Here is an 11,600-nt window from a genome sequence, read left to right on the forward strand (position 1 = left end):
TTCGCTTCGACGTAGATGAGTGGGCCGAGTATGGCGATAGAAAGCGCCATTCGATTGCTCGAATAGAAAGCTTCAGGCACGCCACTTCGGGCTTTGCCGAAACGCCCATTATTGGGCGCCTCTCATGTGTTATCGGCAGCGAGGCTCAGGCATAAAGACTAATGCCCGAAGATGCGACATATTGCAGTGGCGTCTCGGTCAGGCTCGGCATGTCAGCGTCCGCATCACCGGCAGTGAACATTCCACCCTGAGCGTCACTGCGAGAGCCGGGTTGACCCTGTTGCTCGCCGGATTGCTGCTGGAACTGATCTTGCTCACCGACGGAGGTCTCGCCGAGGGCGATGCCGCTATCGGCCAGGGCCTCGCGCAGCTGTGGAATGGCCGCTTCCAGCGCGTGGCGCACGGCGCCATGCGGCGAGAAGAACTGCAGGTTGGCTTGCTGCTGATCGTTCATCTTGAGCGACACGCTCATCGGCCCCAGTTCAGCGGGGTGCAGCCGCAATTCGACTTGCTGGTCGCCGCGCTGTGCCATGCGTACGACTTGCTGTCCCAGCGACTGTCCCCATTCGGCCATGCCGACCTGAGGCGTGAGTGTCGCGGTGGCGGATGCGCCAGCGGCGCTGGCCGCAGCACTGGCGCCGGCGCCGGCGGTGGCGTTACCCGAAGCGGCATTGTGGCCCAGGTTGGTGAACAGCGATGCATCGCTGCCTTGGCGCTCCAGGCCCTGCTGACCGGTCAGCGTGTCGCCACGCTGTGCATTGGCGACGGCTTGGGCCTGTTGTTGTACCAGCGTGGCGCCGAAGGCCGCTGTCGGGGAGATTTGGCCATTACCTTGTGACGACTGCCCCGTGGCGCTCTGTGCATTCTGCATCAGTTGGGCGAGGGACTGTGTGTCTTGGCCTTTACCTGTATTCGAGGCGGCGTTGGTCAGCTGGGCCATGAAATCCTGCCGCGATAGGGCATCGCCGGCGCCGTCCCGCATACCGCTGGAGGACTGCATACCGCCTGAGGACTGCTGGATCAGCAGCATGCGCTGCTGAATGTCATTGAGCGAAAGGTCGCCACTCTGACTGGCAAGCGCGCCGGCGCTGCCTTGGGCAGTGCCAGTCGCATTGGCTGCGGCGTTCGTCGGCAACTGCGCGGCGAGTAACGTCGCCAGCGCGTCGGCGGAGAGGTCCGAATCGCCTTGTGACGCATCACCGCCCATCGCTTGTTGTATGTCCGCCAGGCGTTGAGTGAGGGCGTCGAGCTGGCTAGCGTCGCCGCTTTCGAGCCAGTCGCTGAGCAGTTTGGCGTCATCGCTGTCTTGCATCAGCTCGTTGAGCGCCGCGACGAGACCGCTACCGTCCTGGCTCGGAGTGTCCTGGGACAGCAAGGCGGTGCTGGGATCGCCCTTGGCGTCCGAGCCGCTGCGTGCCTTGCCCAAAAGGCTTGCGAACGGCGAAGCGCTGTCGTCGATATTTCTGCCGCCACGCGTCTCGCCCGCGTTGCCGAGGCTGGTCGCGGAGGCTTGATGACTGCCTTGAAGGTTGGTGAGCAGGGCAATATCCATAAGCATGCCTCGTCAAAAGCGGTTATTGGAATGTGTAGTGTCCGTCGAGGTGATATCGAGACCACGGTCGTTTTCTTGCTGGCGCGACATACGCGCCGACATCTCATCGAAGAGCTGCTGCTCACGCCGCGTGGCGCGTTTCTGCTCGGTCTGTTCGCGGCGTGACACCAGCGTATCGTAAGTATTGAGCTTGCGCCGCTCGCCTTGCCACGCTTGTTGCTGGCGATCGAGCTGGCGTTGCTGGTCGTTGAGCACCTTGCGCTGACTGGCGATGGCCTGATCGAGGGAGGCCAGAAATTGTTGGTAATTGTGCCAGTTGGCAGGCTCGATGCCCTTTTCCATGCTTGAGTCGAGGCGCTGACGGTACTCGTGCCGATAGTTCAAGAGCTGGTCCAGGCGCTGCTGCGTTTCCTGCAGGCTGCGGCGGGAATGTCCCACCGACTGCGCCGCCTGGTCGCAGGTTTCCTGCGCCAGTTCCTTGAGTGTGGTGAGCGGTGAGCGTGCGTTCATGAGAACTCCTTACCGCAGTGCAGAGTGAATGGCATCAGCGCGTCTCCGGAAATAGCGATGCCAAAGTGTCCAGGGTCTTGGTGACATCGGCCTGTTCGTTGATTCCCTGCTGGAGGAAACCCTCGAGACGCGGATAAAGAGCGACGGCACGGTCGAGCTGTGGGTCGTGCCCCGCGGCGTAAGCGCCGACGCTGATCAGGTCACGATTGCGTTGATAACGCGAAAAAAGCTGCTTGAAGCGTTGTGCCCGGCGCTGGTGGGCGCCCTCGGTGATCTCGGTCATCGCGCGGCTGATCGACGCTTCGATATCGATGGCGGGGTAGTGCCCGCTTTCTGCCAAGTCCCGCGAAAGCACGACGTGGCCATCGAGGATGGCGCGTGCGGCATCGGCGATGGGGTCCTGCTGGTCGTCGCCCTCGGTCAGCACGGTATAGAAGGCGGTGATCGAGCCGCCGCCGGGTTTGCCGTTACCGGCGCGTTCGACGAGCCCTGGCAGGCGTGCGAAGACGGACGGCGGATAGCCCTTGGTCGCGGGTGGCTCGCCGACGGCCAGGGCGATCTCGCGCATGGCCATGGCGTAGCGTGTCAGGGAGTCCATGATCAACAGGACATTACGCCCCTCGTCGCGAAAGCCTTCGGCGATGCGCGTGGCGTAAGCGGCACCTTGCAGACGCTGCAACGGCGAGACATCGGCGGGTGCGGCGACGACCACGGCGCGCTCGCGCCCCTCGGCACCGAGGATATTCTCGATGAAGTCCTTGACCTCGCGGCCACGCTCGCCGATCAAGCCGACGACGATGACATCGGCCTGGGTGTAGCGTGACATCATGCCCAGCAAGACACTCTTGCCGACCCCTGAGCCGGCGAAAAGCCCCATGCGTTGCCCACGGCCGACGCTCAACAAGCCGTTGATGGCGCGAATGCCGACATCGATGACGGACTCGATGGGGGCGCGGTCGAGTGGGTTGATGGGCGGCGTGCTCAGGGGCGCATGGGGGGCGTGTTCCAGCGAGCCTTTGCCGTCCAGCGCGCGGCCGTTGCCGTCCAGCACGCGCCCGAGGAGTGCATCGCCGAGAGGAAAACGGCGTGCGCTGGCGGCATCGCGCTGGTTGCTGCCGAGCATCAGCACGCGCGCCCCCGGCACCAGACCCTGAGTGTCACCAAGCGGCATGAGGAATAGTCGATCCCCGGCAAAGCCGACCACTTCGGCTTCGGCATAGTCGGTATGCCCATGCCGGGCGAGCTCCACCAGGCAGGCGCTGCCCAGGGGCAGGCGCAGGCCGGTTGCTTCGAGCACCAGGCCGGTGGCACGCACGACCTTGCCGTGGGGGCGGCGTGAATCCAGCCCCTCGATACGCTGCGTGACCTTGCCCAAGGCACGCTGCCAATGGGCGCCATGAGAGGTCACGTTATGTGCGTCGGCAAGGTGCGTTTCAGTCATCACCGGCCTCCTGCTGGCCCGTTGCCGGGGAGGGCGCGACGTGGCGCTGACGACGCTGGTTCAACGCGGCCTGCCAGCGGGTCTCGAGCGTGGCGTCGAGTCCGCCGGTGGCACTCTCGGCACGACAACCGCCGCGTTGCAGCGAGGCGTCTTCATGTAGCGTCCATTGGGCCGTTTCGAGCTCGTTGCCCACATGCTCGTTGACCAGGGCCAAGTCGTCGGGGTGCAGCCACACTTGGCAGGGGCCGTCGAGCACGGGCTCTTCGTGGAGTAGTTGACGGACGAGCGTCACGACATGCTCGGGTGTGGCGTCGAGTGCTTCATCGGCGAGGTGCTTGCCGGTCAGCATGGCCAACTCGACGAGTTGGTCGGTGACCTGGGTGTCGATCGTATTCAGTGCGGCGCGGAACTCGCCGGCCAGTTGCCCGAGTGGCGCGAGGGCGGCGTCGAGCTGGCGTTTGGCTTCCTGTTCGCCGGCTTCGCGGCCTTCTTGGAGGCCTTGTTCGTAACCGGCCTGACGACCTTCTTCGAAGCCGGCATCATAGCCTTCGCGATAGGCGCTCTCGCGGGTCTTGTCGTGCAGCGCCTCACGCTCTTCGATGAGGCGCTGACGCTGCTGTCGCCGGCGTTGTTCGAAGCGTTGCGCACGGTCGATTTGATCGCCGCCCTTGCCAGCGTCACGTGGCAGCTCTTCCATGCGCCAGGGGCGCCAGCGTTGGTCGTCCGGCGTATGAATGACGTCGTCGGATAGCGGCTTGTCAGACATAACTGTCGTCCCCTCCGCTGAGTACTATTTCGCCGTTGTCGGCCAGGCGCCGTACCACCTGCAGGATCGCTTTCTGCTCGGTCTCGACCTGGGAAACGCGTACCGGGCCGCGTGCCTCGAGGTCTTCGCGCATCAGCGTGGCCGCGCGTTGCGACATGTTCTGGGTGATCTTGTCGACCAGCGCTTCCTGAGCACCCTTGAGAGCCACCACCAGCGAGTTGGTGTCGACTTCCTTGAGGATGAGCTGGATGCCACGGTCGTCGATGTCGAGGATGTTCTCGAACAGGAACATCTCGTCGATGATGCGCTGCGCGAGGTCGTCGTTGTGCGCCCGGACGGCGTCGATGACGACTTCTTCCTGCGACGAGTTCATCAGGTTGAGGATCTCGGCCGCCGTTCTCACGCCGCCCATCTTGCTGCGCTTGACGTTCTGGCCGTCGAGCATGCTGCCGAGCACTTCGGTGAGTTCCTGCAATGCCGCCGGCTGAACGCCGCTGAAGGTCGCAATACGCAGCACGACGTCGTTGCGCAGCTTCTCGTCGAGCTGCTCGAGTACATCGGCGGCCAGATTGCGATCCAGATGGATGACGATGGTGGCGATGATCTGCGGATGCTCGTCGCGGATCAGCTCGGAGACGGTGGTGCTTTCCATCAAGTTCAGCGCGTCGATGCCCGAGGCGGAGCCGGTCGTCTCGAGGATGTCCTCGATCAGGCTGTTGGCGCGCTCGCTGCCCAGCGCCTTGGTGAGCACGGTGCGTATGTGCTCGCTACTGTGCAGGTTGACGGCGGAGAACTGCTCCACTTCATCGTGGAACTCGCTCAGCGCTTCTTCCATCTCCTCGTGCGAGATCTGGCTCAAGGAGGCCATTTCCAGGCTGATTTCCTGGACCTCCTTGTTGCTCAAGTACTTGAATACCTCGGCAGCGCTGTCCTCGTCCAACGAGAGCAGCAGGATTGCGCTTCGGCGAGCGCCACTCATCTTACTCATGGGAACCCATCCACCCTCTGACGATCATGGCGACGAGACGCGGGTCTTCCTGAGCGATCTCACGTACGTCACGGAGGTTTTGCTCATAGCTGGCTGAGCGCCGTTCACGCCGCTTTTGTGGCGGCGCCGGCGGTTCTTCCTCGGTGCCGGCTGTTTCGGCTTGAGTCGTCGCGTAGGCGTTGGCACCACCGCCTGCACTGGCACCTGCGGTTGCACCGGCAGGGCTCGGCGTGGCCGGCGCGAAGGTGGGACGCTCGCTCTGGCGTTGAACTAGTGGGCGCAGCACCTTGAACCACAAGAACAGGGCGACCAGCGCGATCAGCAGATATTTGCCCAGCGTGGCGGCCAGCGACCACATCATCGGGGATTCCCACCACTGCGGCTCGACCGGTTCCTCGGTGGTGTCGTTGAAGGGCGAATTGACGACCTCGAGCTGATCGCCACGTGCTGCCGAGAAGCCCATGGCCTGCTGCACGAGGCTGCGGATGCTGGCGATCTCGTCATCATCCAAGGGCACTTGCGTCGGGTTGCCGTCTTCGTCGACGCCGTCGCGGTAATTGACCACGATGGCGGCATTGAGGCGCTCGATGGCACCGGTCTGGTGCTGAACGTGCTCGACCTGATGATCGACCTCGTAATTGATGGTGTTGTCGCGGCTGGTGCGTCCAAGGGCGGCGTTTTCCTGAGCTGCGACGTCTTCGTCACCCTCGGCTTGAGCGTCGTCGTCTTGTGCGTCGTCGCCTTGTGCGTCGTCGCCTTCGCCATCATCGTCTTCCTGCGGCGCATTGATGGGGGACGCCGCGGTACCGGGAGGTTGATTGCTCAACGCGCCGGGGATCCCCATGGCCAGGTCAGCATCGCCGCTGTAGGTGATGCTCGCTTGCTCGCTGCGCACGGCGGCTTCATTGGGCGGCTGGTTGGGAGAGTAGGTTTCGCTGGTGCCTTCGCGCTTGGAAAAGTCGAGCTGAGCGGAGACCTCAGCCTTGACGTTACGCGCACCGACGATGGGCGCCAGGATCGACTCGATGCGTTCGGCATAGTTGCGCTCGACGCGGGATACGTAATCCAGTTGTGTGCCGCTAAGTGCGTCGTTGCCATCGCTGGCAGGGGAGAGCAGGCGACCTGCTTGATCGACGATGGAAATATCATCGTTCGCCAGCTCGGAAACGCTGCTCGACACCAGATGCATGATCGCCTGGACCTGGCCCTCCCCAAGTACGCGCCCACGTTGGAGATCAATCATGACGGAGGCACTGGCGGGCTCGCTTTCGCGCACGAATACCGAAGGCTTGGCCATGGCGAGATGAACGCGCGCATGGGAGACCGGGCCAAGATCCTCGATGGTGCGCGAAAGCTCGCCTTCGAGGGCGCGTTGGTAATTGACGTGCTCGGCGAACTGGCTGATGCCGAACGACTGCTCGTCCATCAATTCGTAGCCCACGCCGGAGGCTTCCGGTAGGCCCTGTTCGGCGAGCTGCATGCGCAGCTTGTTGACCCGGTCGGCGGGCACCAGCAGTGCTTGGCCGTTTTCGCTGAACTCGTAGGGCACGCCCATGGTGTCGAGCTCGGCAACGATCTTGCCGCCATCTTCCTGGGTGAGCGTCGAATAAAGCACGCGGTAATCGGGGGAACTTGCCCACATTAAAAGCGCGGCGATGACCGCGACGCACGCGGCGGCGGCAATGATCAGCGGTACGCGCGGGTTACTGCGCAGTCGGTCGACAAACGATTGAGCGTTGCCAGTGGCGGCGTTGCCTTGGCGTTGTCCTGACGTATCTTGGTTGGCCTCGGTCGAGGAGGATGCTGCTGTGCTCATGTCATCCTCCGGCAACGCCGGGGTAGGCACTGAAACTGTCCAGCGGCAAGCATGGGGGTGTCTAACTCCAAAATTCGGCGCATCGTTTGACGCCTCGTGGTGGTGCAATCGATACCGTCACGAGGGATATGTATGATGACGGCCATTATGTGGAGCTAAGAAAACCCTAAAGGGTGGAAAAGCCGATGTTTTAGGTCCCAATTGCGGATATGACGCAGGTCAGGTTGCTGATAGGGTGCATCAACGTATTCCAGAGCTGTTCGATCGGCGGAGATAAAGTCATGAGTGCACCGGCCATTTCCCAGGCGCTTCAGCAAATGCAGTCCATGGCCAATCAGGCGGGACAGACGCCTGGAGCCCAGGTCAATACGTCGGTCGGTAGCGGTGGCTTTACCGGCGAATTGCATAGTGCGATTTCACGCATCAATAGCTTAAAGCAGAGCGCCAATACGCAGGCGGAAGCCTTTGAGGCGGGAGCCCCCGGCGTTGAGCTCAACGATGTGATGGTCGATATGCAGAAGTCCAGCATCGCCTTCGAGATGGGTAAGCAGGTGCGTAACCGCGTAGTGACTGCCTATAAAGATGTTATGAATATGCAGGTGTGATGCGCTAGCCGCTAGCGTGTCGCCCAGTCACCGTCACCCCCGGCGGTGCGCCGTGTCTTGGCTCATCTCGTGAGCCGACACTTCTCTTTTTGGTAACGCCGTCATCTACTTATCGATAACGCTGCAAGAAGCGCGTATCGATATAGCGCTTGAGCCGCAAGGCCAGGCGACCGCCTCGCCAGCGTTCCCCGTAAAGCGCCAATCCCTTGTCATGCATGTCCACGATGGCCAGTGCCGTTGCCGGTGGGTGGTAGTCGCGTAGCGGCGTGCCATTCTGCAAAGCAATTAGGTTCTGCAGCAGTACAGGGCCTTGGCGCACGCCTTCAATGCCGCGTTTGGGAAGGTCGTGATCGATCAGCGAGGCGCAGTCGCCGACGGCGAAGATCGTCGCGTGTTCCTCGCTTTGTAGTGTCGATTTAATGCGGATGCCGTTGTCGTCGAGTGCCAGTGGCAGGTCGGCGACGCAGTACGCGGGGCGTAATCCCGTGGCGAGGATGATGTCATCGGGCGAGACATCGAGGGTATCGAGCCACCCGGCGCCGCCGTCTAGCGCGACGTTGGGGTACCAGTCGACGCCCAGGCGCGCGAGTTGACGGCTGGCCCAGCGGGACGCGGCGTCCGGTGCGGCAGGCAAGAGGCGTGCGTGGCGCGTGACAAGCCGAATCTCGTTGGTTGCCCCGAAATGCTGACTTAGTCCTGCCAGATTGGCAGCCATTTCCACGCCGGAAGGCCCGCCGCCGACCACGACCATATGCAAAGCCTGGCGTTGCCGTGCGGCATCGAGCACATGCTGGTGCAGCGCGTCGAGGCGCTCGATGGGCTTGACGTGCCAGTAGCGTGCGTTTCCCCAGCTGGGCACGGTCGCGCCGCTCGGGGTTGGCGGAACGACGTCGCTGCCCACATTGAGTGAGAGTACGTCGAAGGCGATGTGATGTCCGTCGGCCAGAAAGACATGTTTGGCGTGCACGTCGAGTGCCACGAAGGGCGCCGTGACATGCTCGATGCCATGACGTGCGGCGAGGGCAGCGACGTCGAGGCTGCAGGCATCGCGTGGTGCACCGCCGAGCAGTCGTGCGGCCATACCTGAATACCAGAAACGCGAGGGGGCTACGAGCGTGATGCGATAGCCGGCGCGATGTAACGCGGTCGCGTGTTTCAGCAAGTGGAGGTGCGCGTGACCGGCACCCACCAGCACCAGGTGCGTCGTCATGAAGGCGTGTTTCCTCGGGCCAGGCGGTTGTCGCGAGACACGTTGCGGCGACCATGTATTTCACTCTAGACGATGTTAGCGCCGTGACGCATGACTTACTTGGCGCCGGCGTGCCTGCTTTGCCAGGCGGAAAGCGAATACAGCGTCAGCCCGAGCCAGATGAGCACGAAGGTCACGAGTTGCAGGGTGCCCAATGGCTCGCGAAAGATCAGCAGTGCGATCAAGAATTGCAGGGTGGGGTTGATGTACATCAAGAACCCCACTGTCGACAGCCGCAGTCGCCGTGCGGCCCCGGCGAAGGCTAGCAATGGCAGAGCCGTCAGAACGCCGCTGGCGATCAGTAGCGTGGTGTTGTGCGCGGTGCCGCCAAAATGGGACACCCCGGCAATCTCGAACCAGGCCACGGCCAGCAAGCCAAGGGGCAGCAGTATCAGCGTCTCGACGAACAGCCCGGACAAACCATCGAGATTGATCTGTTTGCGCAATAGGCCATAGGTGCCGAAGCTTAGCGCAAGACAGATGCTGATCCACGGCAAGCCGCCGAGCCCCACCAGTTGAACGCCGATGGCGATGATGGCAATGGCCACGGCGGCGCCTTGCAGTCGCGACATGCGCTCGCGCAGCACCAGCATGCCCAGGGCGACATTGACCAGTGGTGTCATGAAATACCCCAGGCTGGCCTGGAGGACGTGGTGGGTTTCCACGGCGTAGATGTAAAGCCCCCAGTTGAAGCCAATGAGCAGGGCGCAACCGAGGACGCGCCCCAGCAAGCGCGGCGCCCGCAAGGCGGCCCTGACCGGTTGCCAGCGCCCCATGAGGGTGACGACCAAGGTCAGGAACAGACACGCCCAGAGGATGCGGTGAGTGAGAATTTCCCAGGCGGGTACGCCCTCGAAAAGCGCGAAAAAAAGCGGAAAGCAGCCCCATAGCGTATAGGCGATCACGCCGAACATGACGCCCTTGGCGGCGTCCTTATCGGCGGCAGTCGTCGATGTAGAAGTGTCTTGCGGGGCACTCTCTCGAGCCATGGGAACCTCAGCGTGGGCGACAGAACCGAATAGGCGAGCGCTAATCTAACATGGACGAAAGGGACTTGCCGCCGCCCTGAGCTGGCCTTCAGACTGAATCATCAATCCGGGAGGTGTGTGATGAGCGAATTACGTACGACTCTGGTGCAGGCCGACCTGCGCTGGGAAGATCCCCAAGCCAATTGCCGTTTGCTCGAAGAGAGCCTTGGCACGCTCTCGGCGGACGATACAGACCTGATCGTGCTGCCGGAAATGTTCGCTACGGGGTTCACCATGAATTCCCGCGAGATGGCCGAGCCCATGGCGCAAAGTGCCACCGTCGGCTGGATGGTCGAACAAGCCCGCCAGCGTGGTTGCGTAGTGACCGGCAGCGTGGCTGTAGTCGAGGACGGCGAGTATTTCAATCGTCTTATCTGGGCGCGCCCGGATGGCGATATCACGCATTACGATAAGCGCCACCTGTTCCGCATGGCCGGCGAGCATGAGCGCTATGGCATGGGCAGTGAGCGCGTCATTGTCGAGCTCAATGGCTTTCGCATCCTGTTGAGTGTCTGCTATGACCTGCGATTTCCCGTATGGCTGCGCCAGCAGCCCGCGCCGGGCGAGCATTTCGAGTATGATGCGCTGCTGTGCGTCGCCAACTGGCCCGCGCCCCGTCGTCAGCCTTGGCGGACCCTGCTACAGGCACGTGCCGTCGAAAACCTCTGCTATGTGATCGGCGTCAATCGCGTTGGGGAAGACGCCAAGGGGCTGGCGTACGCGGGCGACTCGATGCTGGTCGACTTCAAGGGCGAGCCTTTGATCGACGAGCCACGCGACGCGCCCTTCATGCGTACCGGTCGCCTGGATCGCCAGGCGCTGAGTGCGTTCCGTGACAAATTTCCGGCCTGGATGGACGCCGATCGCTTCCAGGTCGAGGAGTGAATTGACTGCATGCGTCTCGACCGTTTTTTAAGTGAAAGTACCGAGCTGACGCGCTCGCTGGCCAAGAGAGCCCTGCACCGCGGCGAAGTCGAGGTGGATGGCGAAGTGATCAAGAATTCTGCCTTCAAACTCGGTGACAAACAGGACGTGCGTTGGATGGGCGCGCCTCTGGCCCTGGTAGGTGTGCGCTATCTGATGCTCAACAAGCCCACGGGCTACGAGTGCACGACACGTCCGGGGCGCTATCCCTCAGTGGTCGAGCTGCTGGATGTCACCAAGCGCGAGCGCTTGCACATCGCGGGGCGCCTGGATGTGGACACCACCGGACTCGTGTTGATTACCGAGGATGGCCAGTGGTCGCATCGACTGACATCCCCCAAGCGGCGCTGCGACAAGCACTATCTCGTGACGCTGGCCCAGCCACTGATGGAAGGGGCGGAAGATCTCCTGGCAGCGGGGCTAATGCTGGAAAAGGAAGACAAGCCGACATTGCCCGCGCGCCTCGAACGTCTGCCGTCGTCGGATGAAGATGAGGTGATTCAGGCGCGTCTGATCATCCAGGAAGGCCGCTACCATCAGATCAAGCGTATGTTCGCGGCGCTGGGTAACGAGGTCGTGGCACTGCACCGTGAGCGGATCGGCGATATCGTCCTCGACTCAGCGCTAGCGGCGGGCGAGTGGCGGGAGCTTACCGAAGCGGAAATCGCTTCCATCTAGTTTATACCGTTATCTATTTGTTCGCTTATCGCGTCTTAACCTG

At 62.4% G+C, this 11,600-nt stretch carries 11 protein-coding genes; 3 read left to right on the plus strand and 8 right to left on the minus strand.

The genetic code is table 11. The features are described 5' to 3' along the window. Nucleotides 1-145: 145 nt before the first annotated feature. The 6 genes from L1071_RS12055 to fliF are packed head-to-tail and all read right to left on the minus strand — an operon-like array spanning nt 146 to nt 7,073. Nucleotides 146-1,552, minus strand: a complete 1,407-nt coding sequence (locus L1071_RS12055; protein WP_246975182.1) for a flagellar hook-length control protein FliK — start codon at nt 1,550-1,552, stop codon at nt 146-148. 12 nt (nt 1,553-1,564) lie between these two features. Next, nucleotides 1,565-2,062 carry a flagellar export protein FliJ gene (fliJ, locus tag L1071_RS12060; protein WP_246975184.1) on the minus strand — a complete coding sequence of 166 codons (498 nt, stop codon included), beginning with the start codon at nt 2,060-2,062 and terminating at the stop codon, nt 1,565-1,567. Nucleotides 2,063-2,096: 34 nt separating this feature from the next. Continuing rightward, nucleotides 2,097-3,503, minus strand: coding sequence for a flagellar protein export ATPase FliI (gene fliI, locus L1071_RS12065; RefSeq protein ID WP_246975186.1), 1,407 nt, complete (start codon nt 3,501-3,503; stop codon nt 2,097-2,099). After that, nucleotides 3,496-4,269 (minus strand): flagellar assembly protein FliH, encoded by a 774-nt coding sequence (locus tag L1071_RS12070; RefSeq protein ID WP_246975188.1) that lies wholly within the window; start codon nt 4,267-4,269, stop codon nt 3,496-3,498. The genes fliI and L1071_RS12070 overlap by 8 nt, the downstream gene beginning before the upstream one ends. After that, nucleotides 4,262-5,257: a flagellar motor switch protein FliG gene (gene fliG, locus L1071_RS12075; protein WP_246975190.1), complete on the minus strand. Its 996-nt coding sequence runs from the start codon at nt 5,255-5,257 to the stop codon at nt 4,262-4,264. Before fliG ends, L1071_RS12070 begins: the two co-directional genes overlap by 8 nt. After that, complete coding sequence (gene fliF, locus L1071_RS12080; RefSeq protein ID WP_246975192.1) at nt 5,250-7,073, minus strand: flagellar basal-body MS-ring/collar protein FliF; 1,824 nt, start codon at nt 7,071-7,073, stop codon at nt 5,250-5,252. Before fliF ends, fliG begins: the two co-directional genes overlap by 8 nt. A 281-nt stretch (nt 7,074-7,354) precedes the next feature. On the opposite strand from fliF, the gene fliE reads away from it, so the two are divergent. Further along, complete coding sequence (gene fliE, locus L1071_RS12085; RefSeq protein ID WP_246975194.1) at nt 7,355-7,678, plus strand: flagellar hook-basal body complex protein FliE; 324 nt, start codon at nt 7,355-7,357, stop codon at nt 7,676-7,678. Nucleotides 7,679-7,787: 109 nt separating this feature from the next. Here the strand turns inward: fliE and L1071_RS12090 are convergent, their stop codons facing one another. After that, nucleotides 7,788-8,888, minus strand: a complete 1,101-nt coding sequence (locus tag L1071_RS12090; RefSeq protein ID WP_246975196.1) for an NAD(P)/FAD-dependent oxidoreductase — start codon at nt 8,886-8,888, stop codon at nt 7,788-7,790. Between the two features lie 95 nt (nt 8,889-8,983). After that, a complete protein-coding gene (gene rarD, locus L1071_RS12095) occupies nt 8,984-9,916 on the minus strand; it encodes an EamA family transporter RarD (RefSeq protein ID WP_246975198.1) in 933 nt (310 codons plus the stop codon). Nucleotides 9,917-10,036: 120 nt separating this feature from the next. On the opposite strand from rarD, the gene L1071_RS12100 reads away from it, so the two are divergent. Continuing rightward, on the plus strand, nt 10,037-10,840 hold the full coding sequence (locus L1071_RS12100; RefSeq protein WP_246975200.1) for an amidohydrolase: 804 nt from the start codon (nt 10,037-10,039) through the stop codon (nt 10,838-10,840). A gap of 9 nt (nt 10,841-10,849) precedes the next feature. Beyond that, nucleotides 10,850-11,557 (plus strand): 16S rRNA pseudouridine(516) synthase RsuA, encoded by a 708-nt coding sequence (gene rsuA, locus L1071_RS12105; protein ID WP_246975202.1) that lies wholly within the window; start codon nt 10,850-10,852, stop codon nt 11,555-11,557. Nucleotides 11,558-11,600 lie beyond the last annotated feature (43 nt).

The organism is Chromohalobacter sarecensis (assembly GCF_023061135.1).
Taxonomy (GTDB): domain Bacteria; phylum Pseudomonadota; class Gammaproteobacteria; order Pseudomonadales; family Halomonadaceae; genus Chromohalobacter; species Chromohalobacter sarecensis.

Excerpts from the sequence above, each read along its gene's own strand:
- L1071_RS12055 (WP_246975182.1), bottom strand. The coding sequence starts at position 1,552 with ATGGATATTGCCCTGCTCACCAACCTTCAAGGCAGTCATCAAGCCTCC.
- fliJ (WP_246975184.1), bottom strand. The coding sequence starts at position 2,062 with ATGAACGCACGCTCACCGCTCACCACACTCAAGGAACTGGCGCAGGAA.
- fliI (WP_246975186.1), bottom strand. The coding sequence starts at position 3,503 with ATGACTGAAACGCACCTTGCCGACGCACATAACGTGACCTCTCATGGC.
- L1071_RS12070 (WP_246975188.1), bottom strand. The coding sequence starts at position 4,269 with ATGTCTGACAAGCCGCTATCCGACGACGTCATTCATACGCCGGACGAC.
- fliG (WP_246975190.1), bottom strand. The coding sequence starts at position 5,257 with ATGAGTAAGATGAGTGGCGCTCGCCGAAGCGCAATCCTGCTGCTCTCG.
- fliF (WP_246975192.1), bottom strand. The coding sequence starts at position 7,073 with ATGAGCACAGCAGCATCCTCCTCGACCGAGGCCAACCAAGATACGTCA.
- fliE (WP_246975194.1), top strand. The coding sequence starts at position 7,355 with ATGAGTGCACCGGCCATTTCCCAGGCGCTTCAGCAAATGCAGTCCATG.
- L1071_RS12090 (WP_246975196.1), bottom strand. The coding sequence starts at position 8,888 with ATGACGACGCACCTGGTGCTGGTGGGTGCCGGTCACGCGCACCTCCAC.
- rarD (WP_246975198.1), bottom strand. The coding sequence starts at position 9,916 with ATGGCTCGAGAGAGTGCCCCGCAAGACACTTCTACATCGACGACTGCC.
- L1071_RS12100 (WP_246975200.1), top strand. The coding sequence starts at position 10,037 with ATGAGCGAATTACGTACGACTCTGGTGCAGGCCGACCTGCGCTGGGAA.
- rsuA (WP_246975202.1), top strand. The coding sequence starts at position 10,850 with ATGCGTCTCGACCGTTTTTTAAGTGAAAGTACCGAGCTGACGCGCTCG.